Below are 23,308 nucleotides of genomic sequence, written 5' to 3'. Positions count from 1 at the left end.
GAGCACTCAGTTACACTTGATGCTCGCGTCGTATTCCATTTCTCGCTTGTACCATTCCGGCTCGACCCAAACGGCGACCGGATGACCGTTCATCACTTTTTTCTTCACCACGAAGGAAACCTTCTGGCCGGGCGCCAAACGCAAACGACGTTCCCCAAGCAGAGATTTGCTGTCGGCGTGATAGAGCCTGAGGTAACCCGTGCGCGGCCACTTTGCGCCGCGATTGACAATCTTGAACACCGCACCTTCTTCGGTGCATGCGCTTGTAATTTCGAGCTGCAAAAATGTCGGCGGTGTCACCGCGACTTCAGCCTGAGAAGCCTCCTGCGCCAAACTGGCGCTCACGTTCGACATGGTCATCATTGCTGCTGCACAAAACCCCATTAATGTTTTGGAGAGCATCATCGAGAAAAGTCCTATTCATTCTTCCGAGAGTTTAAAGAGCCGCGTAGAGATCTCCCTGGCGTCCCGTTCCCTTCCCTGAAGTGCACTTAATGTTTTTGTTCGCCGTGAGTTATTTTTAAATGAGGGGGGTGGCCCAATTGTTAGCTCATCAGCTCTTAAACAGGACTATGCACAGCCAAGCTGACAATTACCTGACAGCAAAAAAAATACCCCCAAAATAATTATGAGTTTCAATTTAATTCAATCAGTTAAGCATGTTACTTCAGAGTCTAGGAAAACTTAAAACGAACACAGAACCACCTCCGGGTGCGTCTTCGATGGCGACGGATCCGCCATGGGCTTCGGCGACTCGGCGCACGATGGACAATCCCAGCCCCGAGCCACCGCTGCGCCGGTCAGCCCGGTGGAATCGCTCGAAAATCATTTCGCGTTGTTCATAGGGAACGCCACGGCCGCGATCGATGACGCGGATGGACGGCGTCTGGCTCACTTCAATGGTGATGGTGGAGCCCCGAGCCGAGTACTTGATGGCGTTTTCGACCAAATTGCGCAAAGCCTGCTCCAACGCGAACGTATTTCCTTTGATGATGATCGGGCTTTCCGCGCCGACAACCTCGATGGATCGGCCTTCCTTGATCACCAAGGGCGCCAGATACGCCGCCATGGACGACGCAACCTCGGCCAAATCGGCCTTGTCATTGGGGCCGAGCTCAATCGCTTCAATGCGCGATTTGGTCAAAACCTGCTCGACGATGCGGGTGATTCGGTCGACGTCTTGAATCAATTGGAAATTGGTGTCGGCGTCGTCCAGGCTGTCCAAATGTGCGCGCAGAACCGCCAAAGGGGTACGCAGTTCATGGGCGACATCGGCGGCAAAGTTCATGCGCTCTTCGTCCTTGAGACGCATGGTTTCGTCCTTGGCCTTCAATTCCCGCACCAAGCGGATCGACAACAAGGCCAGAAACACCACCGCAATTGTGGCGAAAATCATGATAACGGCCACATGCCCCCAACGCGAAGCGATGCTCTCGGCCTCATCGACCCAGCCGAAACCGATGAACAGCGGGTATTCGAACGCAAATTCCCAAATGACCGCCAGCACGAAAGTCGCCAGAAGACTGATGGAGGCCAGTTTAAAAACGCGATTGAAAGATGTCACCACGGCCTTAGCTGTCCCCACCATCCGACAGCAAGTACCCGACTCCGCGCAAGGTGTGAATGCTCACCGAAGCCCCCGCCTGGTTCAAGCGCTTACGCAGCCGCGAAATGTGCGCTTCCAATGAATTTGCGGACACGTCTTCGTCAAAGCCGTACAGCTTGCTTTCCAGAACGTCTTTGGGCACCACCTTGCCCGCGCGACGCATTAGCTGTTCCAGGACGTTCATCTCCTTGCGGGAGACTTTGAGCAAACTGCTCTCCACCCGCACTTCGCGCGCGGTGGTGTCGAAGGTCAAGTTGCCCGCCTTGAGGCTCAGCCCCAACACCCCATCGGGACGGCGCAGCAAGGCGCGCAGGCGCGCCGTCAACTCTTCGACGGCAAACGGCTTGAGCAGATAGTCATCGGCACCGGCATTTAGGCCTTTGACGCGATCGTCCACGCCATCGCGCGCGGTCAGCACAAGCACCGGCAAATGGCGGTCGTTAGCACGAAACCGCTTGAGCAGGTCCAAGCCATCCCCGTCCGGCAGACCGAGATCCAAGATCATCAAATCGTAAGGCGCCGTGTCGAGCGCTGCTTCAGCGTCCGCAATGGAACCGACTCCATCCACGGTGAAATCTTCTTTTTCAAGACCGCGCCGCACATATGTGGAAAGGCGTAGATTATCTTCGACGAGCAGGATACGCATGTGACCCCAGCCGGGTTCCGGCATTTTTCACGTCTGGCAGCGCCACTGTGAACCAGTTTTGTGGGAATTTCAACGTCTTGCATTGCGTGCTTCGACGACGGGCACCGCGCACTGGCCACGAAAGCTTTTCTTGTAAGTCATGGACCGATCCGGAAGGGTTACACTGATTTTATAGCGCGCGGAAGGCGCAAGTTTCGGATCGATGTGAAAAGAGGCGCTCTGACCTTCGCCAAAGCGCAGCCAACGTTCACGCAACATGTAACCGCTCTGTCCGTCATAAATGCGCAAATGGCCCCGTCCCGACCACGGTTTAGTGGTGTTCTTCACCGTAAAAACGGCGATCCCGTCGCGGCAAGCGCCCCGCATCTCAAAAGGCTGTTTGATTGACGCAGCCATAACCACCGGAGCAACCGGTTTGGGCACAGCGGCCAGTTCAGGCGTCTCGCCGCTGTTGGCATGAGCGTCGAGCGCGCCGAACATCAAAATCGCCAGCGAGGCCCAAAACGCAACCGCCAACAGTCGATTGCGATTTTCACCATGGTCGACAGCGACTCGAACACGCGATGACGGCGTGCGGTGTTGGCGTGTGAAAATGAGCTGATTTCGGAGGGCTGTGCGGTCCATATGTTTTCTCCTTCGAGGGGTTTCCCCTTCAGGAGCAAGCCGTATGCCACCGATTCAGGCACACCGATCACAAATATGTTATTATTACAATCAGATAGTTATTGCCAAAACTTAACCTAAAGCATCACTTCAGGAAAGGTCTGAGATGCTATTTCGTCCACGCCTTAACGCGCAATGCGAAGCATTTGCAATTTGCGAACAAAACACACACAAGCTCTTAGGGGAGATCTTCTTCGAACGGCGGCGGCGCCGAGGCTTCGTCAAAGCCCAGATAGGCCCAGGTCTCTTTCATGTGCGCGGGCAACGGCGCGATGATCTCGAACATGCCGCCTGCGGGATGGGGAAAACGGATCGCGCGGGCATGCAGATGCAATTGCTTGGCCACCTCTGCCCCGGGCAGGAAGGCTTCCCCACCGCCGTATTTTCCATCGCCGAGAATGGGCGTGCCGATGGCCTGCATGTGCACGCGCAATTGATGGGTGCGCCCGGTAATGGGCTCCATTTCCAGCCACACAGCACGCCGCCCGGCTTGATCGATGGTTTTGAACGCGGTCACCGCGCGTTTGCCTTCGAACTCGTCCACCACCATCCGCTCACCGCTTTTGGAGTGGCGCTTGCTCAACGCCAAGTCGATGCGCCCCTGGGACATCTCGGGTACGCCGACCACCACCGCCCAATAGGCCTTGCGCACATCTTTGGTGCGAAACGCAGCGGTCAGCGCCTGTGCGGCGCGCTGCGTACGCGCCAACACCAATATGCCCGACGTATCTTTGTCGAGGCGATGGACCAAGCGCGGCTTGTCAGGATAATCGCCCTTCAACGCCCCGAGCAAGCGGTCGACATGCTGTTTGGTGCCGCTGCCGCCTTGGACGGCCAACCCGGCGGGCTTGTTCAAAATTATGACGTGATCGTCTTGGTGCAACACCCACGAACGGATCGCCTCGGCCTCGTCGCGGGTCAGGCGCTGATTGGCGGTCTGGATCGGTTTGGCGTCTTTTTCGCGTTCCAACGGCGGTACGCGCACACTTTGCCCCGCTTCCAGGCGCAAGCTTGGCTCTTTGGCTTTACTGCCGTCAACGCGGATTTGGCCGGTGCGCAGCAGCTTTTGCAACCGCCCGAAGGTTAGCCCCGGATAGTGCTTCTTGAACCACTTGTCGAGGCGCAAACCGTCATCTTCGCGCGAGACCTCTACGGTTTGGACGCCGCTCATGATTTTTACCTATCGACAGGGTTGAGACGGCGCCAACATATGGCCCCCAGTTGAACCCGTCAATGGTCCTGCTCAGTCGATCGCGCCGGTGTGACGGCCGATCTTCTTGTCTTCGATGAGAATGTGGTGCAACAGCCAATCTTCGAGGAATTGCATGGTCTTGTTGCTCAAGTCGTGATCGGCGTTGACTTCGAATTCTTCGATCAAATCATCGAGTTCACTGATCAGTTCGGCGTGAAGCTGGCGGTGCTCTTCCAGCCCGGGAAAACCATTTTTACGCATGATGTCTTCTTCGTTGGCGAAGTGTTCACGCGTGTATTTCTGCATCTCGCACAAGGTTTTGCCCAGCATCACGGGGCCTTGACCGGCGAAACACGCCGCCAGCAGGTCGTTCAGTTGCTTGATGAGCTTTTGGTGATCTTGGTCGATTTTTTCGATACCAACGGCCAGATCACGGTTCCATTTGATGGTTTTCATGGTGACGTTTTCGCTTAGGGGGGCCGAATCACGTCTGACGCCACAAAACCTTATGCTCGCCTCTCAGGGGGGTCAACGCGCATCGCTTTGATCTGCGACCTAAGCATTTTGGATTGCCTTAGGACGGGGTATTTACCACTTTAGGATAAAATCAGGCGAAATACGGACAGTCCGAGCGCGAACGCCGCCAAGCACAGCAAAACGGACCCGACAGCGTATACCGCCGCGCTGATCAACGCGCCGCGATCCAGCAAATAGTAGAGATCCATCGAAAAGGTCGAAAATGTGGTGAACGCGCCCAGCATCCCGACCACGATCATGGCGCGGATTTCCGGTGACGGCGACCACGCCAAGGCGGAAATCTCGATCACCGCACCCAGAACAAAGGCCCCCAGCACATTGACAGTCAGGGTGCTCCACGGAAAACCGCCGAACAGCCCTTCGCCGTGCGCGACATGACCGATCGCGCTCATCACCGCAAAACGCCCCACCGCGCCGATCGCGCCACCCAGCGCCACGTACATCACCATCTGCGGGTTCATGCCCCCTCCTCCCCGTCATGTGCCCGTTTGACGCGCAGTTTATCCCAATAGGCCAGCCGTTTGGATATATCGCGCTCGAAGCCCACCTCTTTGGGCGCATAGAACCGCTGGCGGTTCATCTCGTCGGGAAAGTAGTTTTGCCCGGAAAAGCCGTCCGCTGCGTCGTGATCGTAATTGTAGCCCGCGCCGTAGCCCAGTTCCTTCATCATCTTGGTCGGCGCGTTGAGGATGTGCATCGGCGGCATCAACGAGCCGGTGCTCTGCGCCGCGCGTTTGGCGGATTTTTCCGCCTTATAGGCCGCATTGGACTTTGGCGCGGTGCCCAGATAGATCACCAACTGCACCAACGCCAGTTCTCCTTCCGGAGAGCCGAGGCGTTCATAGGCCTGCCACGCGGCGATGGCCTGGGTCAGCGCGTTCGGATCGGCCAGACCGATGTCTTCCACCGCAAAACGGGTCAAGCGACGGGCAATGAAGTGCGGATCCTCGCCGCCGTCGAGCATGCGCGCGAACCAATAGAGCGCCGCGTCGGTATCCGAGCCCCTGAGCGACTTGTGCAGCGCCGAAATGAGGTTGTAGTGGCCCTCTTGGGATTTGTCGTAGAGCGGCAGGCGCTTTTGCACCACACGGGCCAAATCTTCGGTTTTAAGCGGCTCTTGCCCCTCAGGCATCGCCAGCAGCTCTTCCGCGAGGTTAAGTAGATAGCGCCCGTCACCGTCCGCCATGGCGCGCAACGCGGCGCGGGCGTCCAGGTCCACCGGCAAAGCCTTGCCGGTATCGTCCTCGGCGCGGGTGAGCAGTTCTTCCAAGGCGCGGTCGTCCAAACGATTGAGCACCAACACCTGACAGCGCGACAAAAGCGCCGCGTTGAGTTCGAACGATGGGTTTTCGGTGGTCGCGCCGACCAAAATCACCGTGCCGTTTTCGACATAGGGCAAAAACCCGTCTTGCTGGGCGCGGTTGAAGCGATGGATTTCGTCGATAAACAGCAGCGTGCCTTGGCCTGCTTCACGACGTTCCTTGGCCCGGGCGAAGATCTTTTTCAGATCCGCGACGCCGGAAAACACCGCCGACAGCGGCTCGAAATACAAGTGGGTGTGCTGTGCCAACAGCCGCGCAATGGTGGTCTTGCCGGTGCCCGGCGGACCCCACAGAATCAAGCTCGACAGCCGCTCGGCGCGCACCATGCGTCCCAGCGGCCCATCATCGGCCAACAAATGCCCTTGGCCCACCACCTCGTCCAAGGTGGCGGGACGCAAACGGTCCGCAAGCGGCCGCGGGGCTTGATCTTCAAACAAAGACGTCAATTCACACTCTTACCTGATCACGATGTTGCTTTCGCGCCCGCCGCGCTCGATGCGAATGATCCAGGTCGAGGCGGTTTCGCGCAACATCACCAACAACTCGTGGACGCTGTTGACCGCGACGCCGTTGACCTTGAGCACAATGTCGCCGCGCTCGAAGCCGAGGCGCGCCGCACTGCCCTTGCGGTCCAACGCCAACACGATGACGCCGGTCTTTTCATGTTCCAGCCCCAGTTCATCGGCGAGTTTCGGCGACAAGTTGCCGACCACCGCACCTTCGAACGGATGACGCCCGCGCAACAAGGTTTCGCTGCGTTTGGGGATCTCGGGCGGGGCTTCCAGGGCGATATCCAGGCTCACCTCGCCGCGTTGACGCATCACCCCCACCCGGGTCGCGCCGCCGACCGGCAGCGTGGCGATGCGGAAGCGCAAATCCTGGGCGTCACGCACTTCCTTGCCGTCGATGCTCAGCAGCACGTCACCGACCTTGAGGCCGCCGCGCGCCGCCGGTCCACCGTCGTAGACGCTGGTGATCATCACCCCGTAGGGACGCGGCATGCCCAGGCTGTCGGCGATTTCCGCCGTTACGCCCTGGCCCTTCGCCCCCAACCACGGGCGCACTACATTGCCGCTGGTGACCAGCGAGGTCACGACGCGGTTGACCATATTGGCCGGGATCGCAAAGCCAATGCCGTGCGACGCACCGGTTTTAGTGAAGATCGCGGTGTTGACCCCTACCAATTGGCCGCTGACATCGACCAACGCTCCGCCGGAATTGCCGGGATTGATGGCCGCGTCGGTTTGGATGAAGGAATTGAGGTCCGAAACCCCTGCCGCGGTGCGCGCCAACGCCGATACGATGCCGCTGGTCACCGTTTGGCCGACGCCGAACGGGTTGCCAATGGCCAACACCAAATCGCCGACCTCAAGCTGATCGGAATCGCTCAAGCGCAAAAACGGTAGTTTTTCGCCCTTCAAGTCCAGTTTCAGAACCGCGATGTCGGTGCGTTCGTCCTTGCCCAAGACCTTGGCGCCGAATTCGCGCCGATCATGCAGCACTACTTTGATCTCGTCGGCGCCTTCAAGCACGTGGTTGTTGGTCACCACCAAGCCATCGGCATCGATGATCACCCCTGAACCCAAAGAATTCTGGACCTTTTTCTCCGGCCCCGGCACCGCGCGTTGGACGTTGTCGCCGAAGAACTGGCGAAAGAACGGATCGTCGAACAACGGCACGTAGCGGCTGGTGCGTACCGTCTTGGCGGTGAAGATGTTGACCACGGCGGGCGCCGTCTGCTTGACCACCGGCGCGTAGCTGTATTTCAGCTGGCCTTGGTTTTGCGGTACCACCTTATTTTGCGCAAAACCGGGGACGGCGCTCAGGGTCGAGAAAATCAACGCTGCGCAAAAGGCCAGCGTGCGAAAGGCATTAACCGAATACATCTTCTTGGAATCTCTTTTGAATGGCTTCGACCTGATCGCGCCTACGGGCCAAGGCCGCGACGCACTCGGGGTCGAATATAGTGGAGGTCTTGGCATTGAGAAAGGCGAAGGCTTCATCGTTGCTCCAGGCTTTCTTGTAGGGCCGCGCGCTGGTCAGCGCGTCGAACACGTCCGCCACGGCGACGATGCGCGCTTCCAACGGGATTTCGGCGCCCTTCAAGCCTTGCGGATACCCGCTGCCGTCCAAGGCCTCATGATGAGCGAGAACAATGTTTTTGAGCATTTCGATCTTGGGCATGCTTTCCATCTTAAAGCCGTGGATCAATTTTTCGACGATTTCCACGCCCTTGGGTACGTGAGTTTCCATAATGGCGCGCTCGGTGTCGCTGAACGCGCCTTCTTTGAGCAAGATGCTGTCGGGAATGGCGATCTTGCCGATGTCGTGCAACGGCGCGAAATGAAACAGAAACTCGATGAACTCATCGGTTAAATCATGACTTTGAGCCATTTCCAAGGCAATGATCCGCGAAATATTGGACATCCGTATCAAATGGGAACCGGTTTCCTCATCACGATATTGACTGATTTCGCGCGCCGTCTTGACCGCCGCTTGCAAGGTATGGATTGCGTTGAATTCGGTAATGCACAGCAACCCCACCAATTGTGCATACACGCCGAGCTTATAGACCACGGTATCGGTGAAATAACCGCGCTCGGACGCATTGAAAAAGACGAACCCGTGAAACTGTTCATTGTGAACGATGGGTACCGTGTGGCTGGATAAATAGCCCTGTTCAAGAATTCGGCTGGTGTGCACGCTATCGCCTGCGGACAGCACCGCCAAGTCGTTGATGGTGCGCGGCGCGCGTTGTGCCGCCAAGACCTCAAGCGACGGCACAGCGCCGAGCTTGGCTTCGTAATGATCCAGCGGGCTGCCGTCATCGGAGGAATTGATGAACGTTTTCAACACATCCGTATCGGTATCGTACAACGCCACCGAAATGCGGTTGATGAAGGGAAACCACGCTTTGATTTCAGCATGAATGGTCGCAAGTCGAGCGTTCAGCGTATCGTTCAACTGTCCCGTATCGGCAGATGCGCTCATTTCAACCCTGCATATATGTGCTCGTTTATCGGGCGCCATCATAGCCTGTATGGCGCTGGGCCGCGAAAAGAAAAGAGGCAGCCCATAAGGCTGCCTCTCAATTCTTCGAACACGATCCGTGTAGCGCTTAGTCTTCGCTGGCCGCCAATTCGGCCGCAACGCGCAACTTGTCGTCCGCGCCCTTGGCTTCGGGGTCGCGATCGACCAGTTCCAGATACGCCATCGGGGCGGCGTCGCCGTAACGGAAACCGGCTTTGAGCACGCGGGTGTAACCGCCCGGACGCTCTTTGTAGCGTTCGGCCAACACGTCGAACAGTTTCTTCACGGCTGCGTCGTCGCGCAGGTATGCGAACGCCTGACGACGGGCGTGCAGATCGCCGCGCTTGGCCAGCGTGATCATCTTATCGGCGATGGAACGCATTTCCTTGGCTTTGGGCAGCGTGGTTTTGATCTGCTCGTGGGTGAGGATAGCAACCGCCATGTTCGAAAACATCGCTTTACGGTGGCTGGCGGTGCGATTGAGTTTACGTAAACGTTTACCGTGACGCATGACGGTTCTCCTAAAGTCTTGGCCCCACCCGTTTGGTGTCAAAGGTGTGACCGATTGCAAATCCCGCCGCCTCGCCTCTGAAATCCGAAATGGACCTCAGGGGGCGGGTACGACAGGTGTGGACCACTGTGGTCCGAACGTTCAAAGAACGCTTAGTAAGGCTCTTCCAACTTCTTGGCCAGGTCTTCGATGTTCTCAGGCGGCCAGTTGGGGATGTCCATGCCCAGGTGCAGACCCATCTGCGCCAACACTTCCTTGATTTCGTTCAAGGATTTGCGGCCGAAGTTGGGGGTGCGCAGCATGTCGGCTTCGGTCTTTTGAACCAGATCGCCTATGTAGATGATGTTGTCGTTCTTGAGGCAGTTGGCCGAACGGACCGACAGCTCCAATTCGTCGACTTTGCGCAGCAGGTTCTTGTTGAACGGCAGCTCGTCGCGAATGTCTTCTTCGGCGCTGGCCACTTCCGGCTCTTCGAAGTTGACGAACAAACGCAGCTGGTCTTGCAGGATGCGCGCGGCCAAGGCCACGGCGTCTTCCGGCGTAACGGAACCGTTGGTGTGAACCTCAAGCGCCAGCTTGTCCAAGTCGGTCTGCTGACCGACGCGGGTGTTTTCGATCTTGTAGCTGACACGGCGAACCGGCGAGAACACCGCATCGATGGGAATCAAACCGATGGGCGGATCTTCGGGACGATTTTCGGAAGCGGCGACATAGCCTTTTCCGGTTTCGACCGTGAACTCCATGTTGACCTTCTTGCCCTCGTCCAAGTGGAAGAGAACCAGATCGGGGTCCATGACTTCGATTTCAGAACCGGTTTCGATCATCCCGGCGGTAATTTCGCCCGGCTTTTCCACCGACAGCGTCATTTTGCGCTTACCTTCGGAATGCACGCGCAGCCCCAAGGATTTGATGTTCAAAATGATGTCGGTGACGTCTTCGCGTACGCCCGGAATGGACGAAAACTCATGCAGAACGCCGTCAACGTGGATCGCCGTAACGGCGCCGCCACGAAGAGACGAAAGCAAAATACGGCGAAGCGCATTGCCCAATGTCAAGCCGAAGCCGCGTTCCAGCGGTTCGGCGATAATGACAGCGGCGCGCGAGGCATCATGCCCCGGAACCACGTCAAGCTTCGTCGGTTTGATCAATTCCTGCCAATTTTTTTGAATCACGGCTGTGACCTCGCGCCTGGCACGTTAATGCATTAATGGGCCCGGATGAGCCCTAACCCAATGTCACGGTCCCGAGTGGAACTCGGGACCGGTAATAAATCGGTCCGATACCGGACCTGCCCGATTAAACGCGACGGCGTTTACGCGGGCGGCACCCATTGTGCGGGATCGGCGTCACGTCGCGGATGGACGTGATGGTGAACCCAACGGTCTGCAGTGCACGCAGAGCGGACTCACGACCGGAACCCGGACCTTTGACTTCGACCTCAAGGGTCTGCATGCCGTGGTCCTGAGCCTTTTTACCGGCATCTTCGGCCGCCATCTGCGCGGCGTACGGGGTCGACTTGCGCGACCCTTTGAAACCCTGAGCACCCGCGGAAGACCAGGAAATGGTGTTGCCCTGGGCGTCAGTAATGGTGATCATGGTGTTGTTGAACGTCGAGTTCACGTGCGCGACGCCGGAAGCAATGTTCTTGCGTTCGCGGCGACGGGGACGCGCGGTTGCTGCTTTAGCCATAACTCAGCCTCTTATTTCTTTTTGCCGGCAATGGGCTTAGCGGGGCCCTTGCGCGTACGTGCATTGGTGCTGGTGCGCTGACCGCGGACCGGAAGACCACGACGATGGCGCAGACCGCGATAGCAGCCCAGATCCATCAGACGTTTGATGTTCATCGCGACTTCACGACGCAGATCGCCTTCGACCTTGTAGTCGTTGTCGATGGTTTCACGAATCTGGATAACTTCGTCATCCGTGAGTTCGTTGACGCGACGCTCGGCCGGAATACCGACCTTTGCGCAGATTTGCTGGGCCTTGGTGTTGCCAATGCCATGGATGTAGGTAAGCGCAATCACGACCCTTTTAGCGGTCGGAATGTTAACGCCAGCGATTCGAGCCAAAGCCGATACTCCTTAACCTTTGGATTTCAAAGGATTCGTGTTCTCAAATGAGGTGAAGAGGCGCGATTATAAGAAATCGCGCCTATCTGTCAACATTTGTGAACACTAACCTTATTAACCGATCAGGTTCTCTAAAGTTGAGGTGACGTCGTCGATCGCCGCCATCCCGTCAACTTGTTTCAAAATACCGCGTTCGCCGTAGTATGTGGCGATCGGTGCGGTTTGTTCATGATAGGCATTAAGCCTGTTGCGCACGGTTTCGGCATTGTCGTCAGCGCGGCGGGTGAAATCAGTAGAACCGCACTTGTCGCAAACGCCTTCCGTGGCAGGTTTCTGGAACGAATCGTGATATCCGGCACCGCATTTGGAGCACGTATAGCGGCCGCAAATTCGTTCCACCATGGCTTCGTCGTCAACCGTCAACTCGATCACGTGATCCAGTTTCAGGGATTTCTCAGCCAACATCTTGTCCAGGGCCTCGGCCTGGGGCACGGTGCGCGGGAAGCCGTCGAGGATGAATCCGTTTTTGCAATCATCGTGGTCGACGCGATTGGAAATCATACCGATGATGATCTCGTCGGAGACGAGGCCGCCAGCCTGCATGATGTCCTTCGCCTGCTTACCCAGATCGCTGCCGGAAGCGACTTCGGCGCGCAGCATGTCACCGGTGGACAACTGCGTGATGCCAAACTTGTCTTCCAAACGCTTGGACTGGGTTCCCTTACCCGCACCCGGCGGGCCCAATAAAATCAAATTCATGCTAACTCCTCCCCCGAAGTTTTGCTTTCTTGATCAGTCCCTCGTACTGATGTGCCATCATGTGGGACTGCACCTGAGCGACCGTATCCAACGTCACGGTCACGACGATCAGCAGCGACGTGCCACCAAAATAAAACGGGACGGCGTACTGCGACATCAGGATTTCCGGCAACAAGCAAATCGCCGCCAGATAGGCCGCCCCAAGGACGGTCAGACGCGTCAGCACTTTGTCCAAGTATTCCGCGGTATTCTTGCCGGGACGAATGCCGGGCACGAAGCCGCCGTACTTTTTCAGGTTCTCGGCTGTGTCATGCGGATTGAAGACCACGGCTGTGTAGAAGAACGCGAAAAACACGATCAATGCCACATAGATGATCAAATACGCCGGCTGGCCGCGGCCCATCAGGGCCGTCAACGTGGTCACCCACTCCGGCCCAGCACCTGCAGCGCTGAAGCCCAAAATGGTAACCGGAAGACCGAGAATAGAACCCGCGAAGATCGGCGGAATCACGCCTGCGGTGTTCAATTTCAACGGCAGATGGCTGCTTTCCCCGCCGGTCATGCGGTTGCCCTGCTGACGTTTGGGGTATTGCACGATGATCCGACGTTGCGCGCGCTCCATGAAAACGATCAGGAAGATCACGCCGACGGCCATAATCATCAAGCCAAGGATGAAAATCGTCGAAAGGGCGCCGGTGCGGCCCAGTTCCAACGTACCGGCAATGGCGCTGGGGAGGTTAGCGACAATACCTGCGAAAATGATCAACGAGATGCCGTTGCCGACGCCGCGTTGGGTAATCTGTTCGCCCAACCACATCAAGAACATGGTGCCGCCGGTCAGCGTCACCACCGTGGTGAAGCGGAAGAACCAACCCTCTTCCATCACCGCCGCGCCGCTGGACATGCTTTCCAAGCCGACGGAGATGCCGTAGGCCTGCATGATCGTGATCAGCACGGTCAGGTAACGGGTGTATTGGTTGATCTTCTTACGCCCACTCTCGCCTTCTTTCTTCAACTGTTCCAGCGAGGGGGAGATCGCCGTCATCAGCTGCATGATGATCGAAGCAGAGATGTACGGCATAATGTTCAGCGCAAAAATGGTCATGCGCGACAGCGCACCACCGGTAAACATATCGAACATGCCCAACAGGCCGCCTGCGTTCTGGCGGAAGATGTCTTCCAACGCAACCGGATCGATGCCCGGCAAGGGGATATATGTCCCCAGCCGGTACACGATCAACGCACCCAGGGTGAACCAGATACGCTTTTGAAGATCCGTGCTTTTTTGAAAAGCACTGAAATTCATGTTGCGAGCCATTTGTTCGGCAGCAGAAGCCATGTTCGAGTGTCTCCGGGGCTACACTGTTTATTTAAACCGATTATGCGTCGGCTTTAGCTTTGGCGGCGGCTTTGCCAATCGGTGCAGGCGTTGCTACGACGATGGAAAGCGAACCACCGGCCTTTTCAACGGCGGCAACGGCGGCTTTGGAGGCGCCGGCAGCTTCGATGTTGAGTTTGGCGGAGATTTCGCCGCGCGCCAGGATGCGCACGCCGTCGTAATTGCCTTTCAGCATGCCCGCTTCACGCAGAGCCGCTTCGTTGACGACCTTCTTGGTGTCCAACTTTTTGTTGTCGACGGCCTTTTGCAGGTCGCCGATGTTGAACACGGCAAAGGTCTTGGCAAAGATGTTGGTGAAGCCACGTTTCGGCAAGCGCCGATACAGGGGCATCTGACCGCCTTCGAAGCCCAGCAGCGAAACGCCAGAGCGAGACTTCTGGCCCTTCACGCCGCGGCCGCCGGTTTTGCCGGTGCCGGAGCCGATACCACGGCCAATGCGCTTGCGGTTTTTGGTCGCGCCCGCGTTGTCGCTGATCTGATTGAGGTTCATAATCTTTATCCCTATCTGAAAAGCGGCGTTAGCCGGCTTCCTCGACCCGTACCAGGTGATGCACCTTGTTGATCATGCCGCGGACGGCCGGTGTATCTTCCAGTTCACGAGTGCGGTTCATTTTGTTCAAGCCGAGCCCCTTGAGGGTCGCGCGCTGATCCTTCGGGCGGCCGATGGGGCTGCCGGTCTGGGTCACTTTGACGGTTTTTTTCGTCGCGGCCATCTAAGTTACTCCTTACCTTCGGCGGTGTCGCCACGGCGTGCGATGATATCGCTCACCTTGAGACCACGGCGCGCAGCGACGCTACGCGGAGATGCGCAGTTGTTCAACGCGGCGAAGGTCGCCTTGATCATGTTGTGCGGGTTCTGGCTGCCGGTCGATTTACAAACGACATCCTGAACGCCCATGGTTTCGAAAACGGCGCGCATCGGGCCACCGGCGATCACGCCGGTACCTGCAGGCGCACTGCGCAGAACCACGTGACCGGCGCCATAGTGGCCTTTCACGTCGTGGTGCAGAGTGCGGCCTTCGCGGAGCGCAATGCGAACCATGTTCTTTTTCGCGGTGTCGGTCGCCTTGCGGATGGCTTCCGGGACTTCGCGGGCTTTACCGGTACCGAAACCGACGCGGCCTTTGCCGTCACCGACCACAACCAGAGCTGCGAACGAGAAGTTACGGCCACCTTTGACGACCTTGGAGACACGATTAATGCCAACCAGACGGTCGATCAGATCGGATGCTACCTCTTCGCGTTCGCGGCGGTCGCGGCCACCACGCTGACGATCACGCTTTTGAGCGGGCTGATTCATCATACTCTCCTTAGAACGCCAGACCGGCTTCGCGGGCTGCGTCGGCCAGAGCTTTCACTCGACCATGATACCTGTAACCACCGCGGTCGAAGACCACGTCCTTGATACCGGCTTTGACGGCGCGCTCAGCGACGAGCTTGCCCACCTCGACCGCAGCTGCGCTGTCGGAGCCGGATTTGAGCTTGGACTTGAGGTCCTTCTCGAGGCTCGACGCCGCAGCCACAGTGTGGCCGTTCAGATCATCGATGATCTGGGCGTAGATGTATTTACCGGAGCGGAAAACCGAAAGACGCGGACGCCCTGCGGCTTTCTTGGCGATTTGAGCGCGAGCACGTTGCTTGCGGCGCTCAAAGAGTTGTTTCGCGTTAGCCATGGGTCAAACCTTACTTCTTCTTGCCTTCCTTACGCAGGATGAACTCGTCCGCATACCTAACGCCCTTGCCTTTGTAAGGCTCGGGGGGACGATATCCGCGAATTTCAGATGCCACCTGGCCGACTTTCTGTTTGTCGGCACCGGAAATTTCGATGGTCGTCTGATCGGGGCAGTTGATGGAGATGCCTTCCGGAAGCGAATAGACAACTTCGTGGCTGAAGCCGAGCTGCAGCACGAGATCGTTGCCCTTCATCGCGGCGCGATAACCGACGCCGGTGATGAGAAGCTTCTTGGTGAAGCCCTGAGACACGCCTTCGACCAGATTGTTGATGACGCTGCGCGACAATCCCCACATCTGGCGTGCGCGCGGTGCACCTTCACGCGGTTCGACCTTCACTTCGCTATCGCTCAACGTGATAACGACGTCGTCGGTCAAATTCGCGCTCAGTTCACCGAGCTTACCTTTGGCGGTCACGGTCAAACCAGACATCGCGACGCTAACGCCATCGGGAATCTGGACGGGGTGTTTACCGATACGAGACATGTTCTGTATCCCCCCTTAGAAGACTTGGCAAAGAACTTCACCGCCCACGTTGGCCTGACGGGCCTCGGCGTCGGACATGACGCCACGGGGGGTGGAGATGATGGAAATACCAAGACCGTTATAGACCTTGTTGAGGTCTTTGATTTTCGAATACACGCGGCGGCCCGGCTTGGAAACGCGAGCGATTTCCTGAATGGCGGGTTCGCCTTCGTGGTATTTGAGTTCGATCTTAAGCTCACGAATACCGGGACGGTTTTCGTACTCTTCGAAGTGACGGATAAAGCCTTCGCGCTTGAGAACATCAAGAACGTTGGCGCGCAGCTTGGACGCCGGCGCAACAACAGACGACTTCTTAGCCATCTGACCGTTGCGGATACGGGTCAGCATATCACCCAAAGGATCTGACATGGACATGTGTCTGTCTCCCCTTACCAGCTCGATTTGACAACGCCGGGGATCTGACCCGTCGATGCCAGATCACGCAGTGCGATGCGCGAGAGCTTGAATTTACGATAGTTACCGCGCGGACGGCCGGTCAGGCCACAACGCAGACGAATACGGTTCTCAGCAGAGTTGCGCGGAAGCTCGGCGAGCTTCAGCTGTGCCTGGAAGCGTTCTTCCAAGGACAAGCTTTCGTCCTTGGTCATGGCTTTCAGACGGGCGCGCTTTGCGGCGAATTTCTTCACCAAGCGCTCGCGCTTCTGGTTGCGTTCGATAGAGCTTTTCTTAGCCATTACTGGTTGCCTCCAGTCTCGCCGGCAAACGGCATATTGAGGTGGCGCAGCAGCGCTTTTGCTTCTTCATCGGTCTTTGCGGTGGTGCAGATCACGATGTCCATACCACGCACCTTGTCGACCTTGTCGTAGTCGATTTCGGGGAACACGATCTGTTCCTTCAGACCCATGGCGAAGTTGCCATTGCCGTCGAAACCCGTGGCTTTCACGCCACGGAAGTCACGCACGCGCGGCAGCGCGATGTTTACCAAGCGGTCGTAGAATTCATACATCCGCTCTTTGCGCAACGTCACCTTGGTGCCGATGACCATGCCGTCGCGCAGCTTGAACGCAGCGATCGACTTTTTGGCTTTGGTGGTCACGGGCTTTTGGCCGGTGATCAAGGTCAAGTCGGAAACGGGCCCATCGATTTTTTTCTTATCTTGGGATGCGTCGCCAACGCCCATGTTGAGAACGATCTTTTCCAGCTTCGGGACTTGCATGGGGTTCGAGTAGTTGAACTCCTCCTTCAGCTTCGGAACGACCTGCTCGTTGTACACTTGTTTCAAGCGTGCCATTGTTTCGTCCCTTCCTTAGTCCAGGGCTTCGCCGGAGCGCTTTGCATAACGCACCTTGCGGCCATCGACGTCCTTGAAACCGACGCGGGTCGGCTTACCGTCCTTCGGATCGATATGCGCAATGTTGGAAAGGTCGATAGACGCTTCTTTCTCAACAATGCCGCCTTCGGACATCTGGGTGGGACGGGTGTGACGTTTGACAACGTTCACGCCCTGCACGATTGCACGGTTGTCGCTGGGGCTGACACTCAGCACTTCACCGGTTTTACCTTTGGAACGACCGGTGAGCACGACGACCTTGTCGCCTTTTTTGATTTTGCTCGCCATCACAACACCTCGGGCGCCAAAGAAATGATCTTCATGTACTTCTTGCTACGCAGTTCGCGCGTCACCGGGCCGAAGATACGGGTGCCGATGGGCTCGCCTGCGTTGTTCAAAAGTACGGCGGCGTTGGAGTCAAAGCGAATGGTCTGGCCATCGGGACGTTGAATGTCCTTAGCCGTGCGCACCACAACAGCGCGGTGCACATCGCCCTTTTTGACGCGGCCACGCGGGATCGCTTCCTTAACGGAAACGACGATCACGTCGCCAACGGAAGCATACTTACGCTTCGAACCGCCTAGCACCTTGATGCATTGCACCCGGCGAGCGCCCGAATTGTCGGCAACCTCCAGATTTGATTCGACTTGAATCATGGGTCTATCCTTTATTTTGTGTCACGGTCTCTGCTGATGAGCGGTATGCTCAGGCAGACTCAGTGACAACTTCCCAACACTTACGCTTTGAAAGCGGACGGCATTCGCGGATGCGAACGATTTCGCCTTCTTTCACAACGTTGGTTTCGTCGTGCGCGGCATACTTTTTAGATTTGCGCACGTATTTTTTGTAAATCGGGTGCATAACGCGGCGCTCGACCAGGACGGTAACGGTTTTGTCCTGCTTGTCGCTCACCACGACGCCCTGAAGAACACGTTTAGGCATTCTCGTTCTCCTTACGACGCGGCAGCGCTGGTGCGCTCGCCGAGGATCGTCTTGATACGCGCGATGTCCTTACGGATCAAGTTCTTACGCGCGGTGTTTTCGATCTGCCCGCTGGCGGCCTGAAAACGCAGGTTGAAGGACTCTTTACGCAAGTCCAGCAGCTGCGCTTTGAGCTCATCGTCGCTCTTGGTGCGGATGTCGGTTGCTTTCATGGATTAGTCCTCCTCGCCGAAGCGGGTCACGAACTTGGTGCTGATCGGCAGCTTTGCAGCGGCCAGCTCGAACGCGCGCTCGGCGACGTCACGAGGAACACCTTCGACTTCAAACAGGATACGGCCGGGTTTGACGCGGCACGCCCAGTATTCCGGCGAGCCCTTACCCTTACCCTGACGAACTTCGGCAGGTTTCTGGGAAACAGGCACATCCGGGAAGATGCGGATCCACACGCGACCGGCACGTTTCATGTGACGGGTCAGTGCGCGGCGCGCGGCTTCGATTTGACGCGCGGTCACGCGATCCGGGGCCATGGCTTTGAGGCCGTAGCTACCGAAATTGAGCGTAAATCCACCCTTGGCTTTGCCATGGATGCGGCCCTTATGGGCTTTGCGGAACTTAGTACGTTTGGGGCTCAGCATGGGCTGGGTTCCCTACCTTAATCGTTAATGTTGGCTCAGCGCTGCGGTTGCTGCGCTTGAGCTTTCTTTTCAGTGGCCATCGGATCATGGGCAAGAATGTCGCCCTTATAGATCCAAACTTTGATTCCGCAAACCCCATAAGTGGTGTGAGCGGAAGAAGTTGCGTAATCCACTTCGGCGCGCAGGGTGTGCAAAGGCACGCGGCCTTCGCGATACCACACGGTGCGGGCGATTTCTGCGCCGCCCAAACGGCCGGCACAGTTGATGCGGATACCCTCGGCGCCCAGACGCATAGCCGATTGAACGGCGCGTTTCAAGGCGCGGCGGGTGGAAACGCGACGTTCCAGCTGCTGCGCGATGTTGTCAGAGACCAACTGAGCGTCGATTTCCGGCTTGCGGATTTCAACGATGTTGAGGCTGACGTCCGCTTTCGTGATCTTGGCGACCTCTTGGCGGAGTTTTTCGATATCGGCGCCCTTCTTGCCGATCACCACACCCGGACGGGCGGAGTAGATCGTCACGCGAGCTTTCTTAGCCGGACGCTCGATGATGATCTTGGAAACGCTGGCCTGCTTGAGCTTTTCAGTCAGGAATTCGCGAATCTTGATGTCCTCATGGAGCATTTCGGCATAGTTGTCTTCGGCATACCAGCGGGAGTCCCACGTACGGTTGATGCCAAGGCGGAAGCCGATCGGGTTGATCTTATGTCCCATTATGCGGTCTCCTCGCGCTCACGCACAATCAAGCGAAGATTGCTGAACGGTTTTTGGATTTTGCCTACACGACCACGTGCACGCGCTTTCCACCGTTTCATGACCATCGCGCGGCCAACGGTGGCTTCAGCGACATACAGACGGTCAACGTCGAGCTGGTGGTTGTTTTCTGCATTGGCGATGGCCGATTCCAGAAGCTTCTTCACGTCGACCGCGATGCGGCGCTTGGAGAAGGTGAGCTGGCCGAGGGCCGATTCACAGCTTTTGCCGCGGATCGAACCACACACCAGGTTCAGTTTCTGGGGGCTGACGCGAATCATCTTCGCGAAAGCCATCGCTTCATTGTCGTTCAAAGGGCGCTCAGCGCTTTTCTTACCCATGATTAGCCCCTCTTACCCTTCTTGTCCGCCGCATGACCCAGATAGGTGCGGGTCGGCGAGAACTCACCGAATTTGTGACCGATCATTTCTTCGGTGACCAAAACCGGCACGAACTTCTTGCCGTTGTAGACACCAAAGGTGAGGCCGACAAATTGCGGCAAAATGGTGGAACGACGCGACCAGGTCTTGACGACCTGATTGCGGGTGGCTTCACGAGCGGCTTCTGCTTTCTTGAGCAGATAACCGTCGACGAACGGACCTTTCCAAACGGAACGCGGCACGGTGCCTCTCCTACTTACTTGCCATGACGGCGGCGCATGATCATGCCGTCCGTCTTTTTGTTCTTACGAGTGCGCTTGCCCTTAGTCGGCTTGCCCCACGGGGTGACCGGATGACGGCCACCGGAAGTGCGGCCTTCGCCACCACCATGAGGGTGATCGACCGGGTTCATTGCAACACCACGCACGCTCGGACGCTTGCCAAGCCAACGCTTACGACCGGCTTTGCCGATCTTGATGTTCTTTTGGTCGGGGTTCGACACCGCGCCGATAACGGCCAGGCATTCACCACGAACCAAACGCAGTTCGCCGGACATCAAACGCAACTGAGCGTAACCCTGATCCTTACCGACCAACTGGACGTAAGTACCGGCGCTGCGCGCGATCTGAGCACCCTTGCCGGGCTTCATCTCGACGTTGTGAATGATCGTACCGACCGGGATGTTGGCCAGCGGCAGGGCGTTGCCCGGCTTAATGTCCGCACCCTTGCCGGAAACGATCTTGTCGCCTTCGGCGAGACGTTGGGGCGCAATGATGTACGCCTTTTCGCCGTCTTCGTACGAAACCAGTGCGATGAAGGCGGTGCGGTTCGGATCGTATTCCAAACGCTCGACCGTGCCGACAACGTCGAACTTGTTGCGCTTAAAGTCGATAACGCGATAACGACGCTTGTGACCGCCACCGATACGACGCGCGGTGATGCGTCCGGTGTTGTTGCGGCCGCCGTTTTTGCGCAGACCTTCGGTCAAGCTCTTCTCGGGCTTGCCCTTGTAAAGCTCGGAGCGATCGACCGTGACCAGATTACGCTGGCTCGGCGTCGACGGTTTGTATTGTTTCAGTGCCATGACTTAAATCCTCAGACGCCAGTGGTCACATCAATGGAGTCGCCGTCAGCGAGCGTAACGATGGCTTTTTTCATATCGTCGCGCTTGCCCAGGCGTCCACGGAAGCGTTTTGCTTTACCCTTCTGGATCAGGGTGTTGACACCCGTCACCTTGACTTTGAAGAGTTCTTCAACCGCGGCGCGGATCTCCGGCTTGGAGGCGTCCATCGAAACTTCGAACGCCACTTGGTTATGTTCGCTCATCAGCGTCGCCTTCTCGGTGATGAGAGGACGGCGGACAACTTCGAACATCCGTTCTTTGCTGACGCTCATTTCAGACGCTCCTGCAACTTGGCCACGGCGTCCTGGGTCAGCACGAGCGTGTCGTGACGCAGGATGTCGTAGACGTTAGCGCCCTGGGTCGGCAGCACATCGAGACCGATGATGTTGCCAGCGGCGAGCGCAAAGTTCTTGTTGACCTCAGCACCGTCGATGACCAGAGCGGAACCCCAACCGAGGGTCGCCAGCTTCTTGCTCAGATCGGCGGTCTTCGGCGCTTTCAGTTCGGCGTTGTCCACGATGACAAGCTTACCAGCAGCCTGTTTGGCGGACAGCGCGGTCTTCAGCGCCAATTTACGAACCTTCTTCGGCAGCTTGTGCTCGTAAGAGCGCGGCTGCGGACCGAAGACGATGCCACCACCACGGTGCTTCGGCGAACGCGAAGTACCTTGACGTGCGGAACCGGTGCCCTTCTGCTTGAAGGGCTTCTTGCCACCACCAGAGACGTCGGAACGGCCCTTGGTTGCATGCGTACCGGCGCGGCGCTTGGCGAGCTGCCAATTGACCACACGCGCCAGGAGGTCGGAACGAACGTCGAGGCCGAAAATCGACTCATCGAGGTCCACGCTGCCGGCCTTCTTGTTTTCGAGGCTAATCATATCGAGTTTCATGATCGTTATTCCTTCTCAGCCTCGGGCGCCTCAACAGCGGCGGCTTCCTCGGCGGGAGCTTCCTCTGCGACAGGCGCATCGTTGCCGGCGCTCTTCACTTGAGCGGGGAACGGAAGACCTTCGGGCATGTTTTTCTTCACAGCGTCGCGAACCAAAACCCAGCCGCCCTTGGAACCGGGCACCGAGCCCTTGACCAAGATCAGACCGCGTTCGTCGTCGGTGGAGACGACTTCGAGGTTCAACGTGGTGACGCGTTCGGCACCCAAGTGGCCGGCCATTTTCTTGCCCTTGAACACCTTGCCGGGGTCCTGACATTGGCCGGTGGAGCCGTGCGAACGGTGCGAAATCGACACACCGTGCGAGGCGCGCAGGCCGCCGAAGTTGTGACGCTTCATCGCACCGGCAAAACCTTTACCGATGGACGAGCCCGTCACGTCGACGAACTGACCGCCGATGAAGTGGCTGGCGGCGATTTCGGCGCCAACTTCAACCATCGCATCCGCGGGAACGCGAAACTCGACGAGTTTCTTTTTCGGTTCAACCTTCGCTTTGGCGAAATGACCACGCTGGGCCTTCGTCTGGCGTTTGGCTTTGGCAGCGCCGACACCGAGTTGGAGGGCCGTGTAGCCATCCTTTTCTTCGGTCTTGTGCGCCACGACTTGGCAATTGTCCACTTTCAGCACGGTCACGGGAACGTGAGTGCCATCGTCTTTAAAGACGCGGGACATACCAACCTTTTGGGCAATTAATCCGGTACGCATTGGTCCCTTCCTAAGCCTTTTCTCTGGGGCTTACGGTTAGAGTTTAATTTCAACGTCCACACCAGCAGCGAGGTCGAGCTTCATCAGCGCGTCAACGGTCTGCGGGGTGGGGTCAACGATGTCCAGCACCCGCTTGTGGGTACGGATTTCAAACTGCTCACGCGACTTTTTATCAATGTGCGGGCCGCGCAGAACGGTGAATTTTTCGATCCGGGTCGGCAGCGGAATCGGGCCACGCACTTCAGCGCCGGTGCGCTTGGCGGTGTTCACGATCTCGCCTGCGGACTGATCCAGCACGCGATGATCGAAGGCCTTGAGCCGGATGCGAATGTTCTGGTGTTCCATTTTTCGAACCTGTCCAGTTGGATGTCCCCGCCCGTTCACCGGGCGGGGATTGATCCGTAATTAAGCAATCACCTTGGAGACGACGCCGGCACCAACGGTGCGGCCGCCTTCACGGATAGCGAAGCGCAGACCTTCGTCCATGGCGATCGGTGCGATCAGCTCGACTTCCATCGAGATGTTGTCGCCCGGCATCACCATTT

37 protein-coding genes and 1 pseudogene are annotated in these 23,308 nt (G+C 57.5%); all 38 read right to left on the bottom strand.

Annotated elements, in window-relative coordinates; all coding sequences use genetic code 11:
• Positions 1–6: 6 nt before the first annotated feature.
• Complete coding sequence (locus tag VIN96_RS03305; protein ID WP_331894011.1) at positions 7–354, bottom strand: hypothetical protein; 348 nt, start codon at positions 352–354, stop codon at positions 7–9.
• A gap of 313 nt (positions 355–667) precedes the next feature.
• Positions 668–1,567 (bottom strand): HAMP domain-containing sensor histidine kinase, encoded by a 900-nt coding sequence (locus tag VIN96_RS03300; protein WP_331894010.1) that lies wholly within the window; start codon positions 1,565–1,567, stop codon positions 668–670.
• A gap of 4 nt (positions 1,568–1,571) precedes the next feature.
• Entirely contained in the window at positions 1,572–2,252 is a 681-nt protein-coding gene (locus VIN96_RS03295; protein ID WP_331894009.1) for a response regulator, read from the bottom strand.
• Between the two features lie 69 nt (positions 2,253–2,321).
• Complete coding sequence (locus VIN96_RS03290; protein WP_331894008.1) at positions 2,322–2,876, bottom strand: hypothetical protein; 555 nt, start codon at positions 2,874–2,876, stop codon at positions 2,322–2,324.
• A 217-nt stretch (positions 2,877–3,093) separates the two neighbouring features.
• The gene (locus tag VIN96_RS03285) at positions 3,094–4,086 is read right to left on the bottom strand and encodes an RluA family pseudouridine synthase (RefSeq protein ID WP_331894007.1); all 993 of its coding nucleotides are present in this window, start codon (positions 4,084–4,086) and stop codon (positions 3,094–3,096) included.
• Between the two features lie 72 nt (positions 4,087–4,158).
• Positions 4,159–4,563, bottom strand: a complete 405-nt coding sequence (locus VIN96_RS03280; RefSeq protein WP_331894006.1) for a bacteriohemerythrin — start codon at positions 4,561–4,563, stop codon at positions 4,159–4,161.
• A gap of 140 nt (positions 4,564–4,703) precedes the next feature.
• Positions 4,704–5,105 carry a fluoride efflux transporter CrcB gene (gene crcB, locus VIN96_RS03275; RefSeq protein ID WP_331894005.1) on the bottom strand — a complete coding sequence of 134 codons (402 nt, stop codon included), beginning with the start codon at positions 5,103–5,105 and terminating at the stop codon, positions 4,704–4,706.
• Entirely contained in the window at positions 5,102–6,412 is a 1,311-nt protein-coding gene (locus VIN96_RS03270) for a replication-associated recombination protein A (RefSeq protein WP_331894004.1), read from the bottom strand. Before VIN96_RS03270 ends, crcB begins: the two co-directional genes overlap by 4 nt.
• 9 nt (positions 6,413–6,421) lie before the next feature.
• Complete coding sequence (locus tag VIN96_RS03265) at positions 6,422–7,852, bottom strand: DegQ family serine endoprotease (protein WP_331894003.1); 1,431 nt, start codon at positions 7,850–7,852, stop codon at positions 6,422–6,424.
• Positions 7,839–8,957, bottom strand: a complete 1,119-nt coding sequence (locus VIN96_RS03260) for an HD-GYP domain-containing protein (protein WP_331894002.1) — start codon at positions 8,955–8,957, stop codon at positions 7,839–7,841. The genes VIN96_RS03265 and VIN96_RS03260 overlap by 14 nt, the downstream gene beginning before the upstream one ends.
• A gap of 127 nt (positions 8,958–9,084) precedes the next feature.
• On the bottom strand, positions 9,085–9,507 hold the full coding sequence (gene rplQ / locus VIN96_RS03255; protein WP_331894001.1) for a 50S ribosomal protein L17: 423 nt from the start codon (positions 9,505–9,507) through the stop codon (positions 9,085–9,087).
• A 152-nt stretch (positions 9,508–9,659) separates the two neighbouring features.
• A complete protein-coding gene (locus VIN96_RS03250) occupies positions 9,660–10,679 on the bottom strand; it encodes a DNA-directed RNA polymerase subunit alpha (RefSeq protein ID WP_331894000.1) in 1,020 nt (339 codons plus the stop codon).
• A gap of 124 nt (positions 10,680–10,803) precedes the next feature.
• The gene (rpsK, locus tag VIN96_RS03245; RefSeq protein WP_331893999.1) at positions 10,804–11,196 is read right to left on the bottom strand and encodes a 30S ribosomal protein S11; all 393 of its coding nucleotides are present in this window, start codon (positions 11,194–11,196) and stop codon (positions 10,804–10,806) included.
• Between the two features lie 11 nt (positions 11,197–11,207).
• Positions 11,208–11,576: a 30S ribosomal protein S13 gene (gene rpsM / locus VIN96_RS03240; RefSeq protein WP_331893998.1), complete on the bottom strand. Its 369-nt coding sequence runs from the start codon at positions 11,574–11,576 to the stop codon at positions 11,208–11,210.
• Between the two features lie 114 nt (positions 11,577–11,690).
• Positions 11,691–12,335, bottom strand: coding sequence for an adenylate kinase (locus VIN96_RS03235; protein WP_331893997.1), 645 nt, complete (start codon positions 12,333–12,335; stop codon positions 11,691–11,693).
• Position 12,336: 1 nt separating this feature from the next.
• Positions 12,337–13,674: a preprotein translocase subunit SecY gene (gene secY, locus VIN96_RS03230; protein WP_331893996.1), complete on the bottom strand. Its 1,338-nt coding sequence runs from the start codon at positions 13,672–13,674 to the stop codon at positions 12,337–12,339.
• A gap of 40 nt (positions 13,675–13,714) precedes the next feature.
• Complete coding sequence (rplO, locus tag VIN96_RS03225) at positions 13,715–14,224, bottom strand: 50S ribosomal protein L15 (RefSeq protein WP_331893995.1); 510 nt, start codon at positions 14,222–14,224, stop codon at positions 13,715–13,717.
• Between the two features lie 28 nt (positions 14,225–14,252).
• Complete coding sequence (gene rpmD, locus VIN96_RS03220; protein WP_331893994.1) at positions 14,253–14,447, bottom strand: 50S ribosomal protein L30; 195 nt, start codon at positions 14,445–14,447, stop codon at positions 14,253–14,255.
• Between the two features lie 5 nt (positions 14,448–14,452).
• Entirely contained in the window at positions 14,453–15,034 is a 582-nt protein-coding gene (rpsE, locus tag VIN96_RS03215; protein ID WP_414675589.1) for a 30S ribosomal protein S5, read from the bottom strand.
• A 10-nt stretch (positions 15,035–15,044) separates the two neighbouring features.
• On the bottom strand, positions 15,045–15,407 hold the full coding sequence (gene rplR / locus VIN96_RS03210) for a 50S ribosomal protein L18 (RefSeq protein ID WP_331893992.1): 363 nt from the start codon (positions 15,405–15,407) through the stop codon (positions 15,045–15,047).
• A 10-nt stretch (positions 15,408–15,417) separates the two neighbouring features.
• Positions 15,418–15,951 (bottom strand): 50S ribosomal protein L6, encoded by a 534-nt coding sequence (gene rplF / locus VIN96_RS03205; protein WP_331893991.1) that lies wholly within the window; start codon positions 15,949–15,951, stop codon positions 15,418–15,420.
• Positions 15,952–15,966: 15 nt separating this feature from the next.
• Positions 15,967–16,365, bottom strand: coding sequence for a 30S ribosomal protein S8 (gene rpsH, locus VIN96_RS03200; protein WP_331893990.1), 399 nt, complete (start codon positions 16,363–16,365; stop codon positions 15,967–15,969).
• A gap of 14 nt (positions 16,366–16,379) precedes the next feature.
• Positions 16,380–16,685, bottom strand: coding sequence for a 30S ribosomal protein S14 (gene rpsN / locus VIN96_RS03195; protein WP_331893989.1), 306 nt, complete (start codon positions 16,683–16,685; stop codon positions 16,380–16,382).
• Positions 16,685–17,242 (bottom strand): 50S ribosomal protein L5, encoded by a 558-nt coding sequence (rplE, locus tag VIN96_RS03190; protein ID WP_331893988.1) that lies wholly within the window; start codon positions 17,240–17,242, stop codon positions 16,685–16,687. The genes rpsN and rplE overlap by 1 nt, the downstream gene beginning before the upstream one ends.
• Positions 17,243–17,257: 15 nt before the next feature.
• Entirely contained in the window at positions 17,258–17,572 is a 315-nt protein-coding gene (gene rplX / locus VIN96_RS03185) for a 50S ribosomal protein L24 (RefSeq protein ID WP_331893987.1), read from the bottom strand.
• Positions 17,569–17,937 (bottom strand): 50S ribosomal protein L14, encoded by a 369-nt coding sequence (rplN, locus tag VIN96_RS03180; RefSeq protein ID WP_331893986.1) that lies wholly within the window; start codon positions 17,935–17,937, stop codon positions 17,569–17,571. Before rplN ends, rplX begins: the two co-directional genes overlap by 4 nt.
• 49 nt (positions 17,938–17,986) lie before the next feature.
• Positions 17,987–18,223 (bottom strand): 30S ribosomal protein S17, encoded by a 237-nt coding sequence (gene rpsQ, locus VIN96_RS03175; protein WP_331893985.1) that lies wholly within the window; start codon positions 18,221–18,223, stop codon positions 17,987–17,989.
• Positions 18,224–18,234: 11 nt separating this feature from the next.
• Complete coding sequence (rpmC, locus tag VIN96_RS03170) at positions 18,235–18,435, bottom strand: 50S ribosomal protein L29 (RefSeq protein WP_331893984.1); 201 nt, start codon at positions 18,433–18,435, stop codon at positions 18,235–18,237.
• Positions 18,436–18,438: 3 nt separating this feature from the next.
• Positions 18,439–18,858 carry a 50S ribosomal protein L16 gene (gene rplP, locus VIN96_RS03165; RefSeq protein ID WP_331893983.1) on the bottom strand — a complete coding sequence of 140 codons (420 nt, stop codon included), beginning with the start codon at positions 18,856–18,858 and terminating at the stop codon, positions 18,439–18,441.
• 35 nt (positions 18,859–18,893) lie between these two features.
• Entirely contained in the window at positions 18,894–19,571 is a 678-nt protein-coding gene (rpsC, locus tag VIN96_RS03160; protein ID WP_331893982.1) for a 30S ribosomal protein S3, read from the bottom strand.
• Positions 19,571–19,951, bottom strand: a complete 381-nt coding sequence (gene rplV / locus VIN96_RS03155; RefSeq protein ID WP_331893981.1) for a 50S ribosomal protein L22 — start codon at positions 19,949–19,951, stop codon at positions 19,571–19,573. The genes rpsC and rplV overlap by 1 nt, the downstream gene beginning before the upstream one ends.
• 2 nt (positions 19,952–19,953) lie before the next feature.
• Positions 19,954–20,232 (bottom strand): 30S ribosomal protein S19, encoded by a 279-nt coding sequence (rpsS, locus tag VIN96_RS03150; RefSeq protein ID WP_331893980.1) that lies wholly within the window; start codon positions 20,230–20,232, stop codon positions 19,954–19,956.
• A 14-nt stretch (positions 20,233–20,246) separates the two neighbouring features.
• On the bottom strand, positions 20,247–21,074 hold the full coding sequence (gene rplB / locus VIN96_RS03145; protein WP_331893979.1) for a 50S ribosomal protein L2: 828 nt from the start codon (positions 21,072–21,074) through the stop codon (positions 20,247–20,249).
• Between the two features lie 11 nt (positions 21,075–21,085).
• Positions 21,086–21,385, bottom strand: a complete 300-nt coding sequence (locus VIN96_RS03140; RefSeq protein WP_331893978.1) for a 50S ribosomal protein L23 — start codon at positions 21,383–21,385, stop codon at positions 21,086–21,088.
• Positions 21,382–22,002 carry a 50S ribosomal protein L4 gene (rplD, locus tag VIN96_RS03135; RefSeq protein ID WP_331893977.1) on the bottom strand — a complete coding sequence of 207 codons (621 nt, stop codon included), beginning with the start codon at positions 22,000–22,002 and terminating at the stop codon, positions 21,382–21,384. The genes VIN96_RS03140 and rplD overlap by 4 nt, the downstream gene beginning before the upstream one ends.
• A gap of 5 nt (positions 22,003–22,007) precedes the next feature.
• Positions 22,008–22,763, bottom strand: a complete 756-nt coding sequence (gene rplC / locus VIN96_RS03130) for a 50S ribosomal protein L3 (protein ID WP_331893976.1) — start codon at positions 22,761–22,763, stop codon at positions 22,008–22,010.
• Between the two features lie 36 nt (positions 22,764–22,799).
• The gene (gene rpsJ, locus VIN96_RS03125; RefSeq protein WP_331893975.1) at positions 22,800–23,108 is read right to left on the bottom strand and encodes a 30S ribosomal protein S10; all 309 of its coding nucleotides are present in this window, start codon (positions 23,106–23,108) and stop codon (positions 22,800–22,802) included.
• 60 nt (positions 23,109–23,168) lie between these two features.
• Positions 23,169–23,308 (bottom strand): annotated as a pseudogene (tuf, locus tag VIN96_RS03120) (elongation factor Tu); the annotation flags it as partial.

It is taken from the genome of Magnetovibrio sp. (genome assembly GCF_036568125.1).
Taxonomy (GTDB): Bacteria; Pseudomonadota; Alphaproteobacteria; order Rhodospirillales; family Magnetovibrionaceae; genus Magnetovibrio.
Note: the sequence above shows the minus strand (reverse complement) of the source record. Positions and strands in the feature narration are given on the sequence as shown.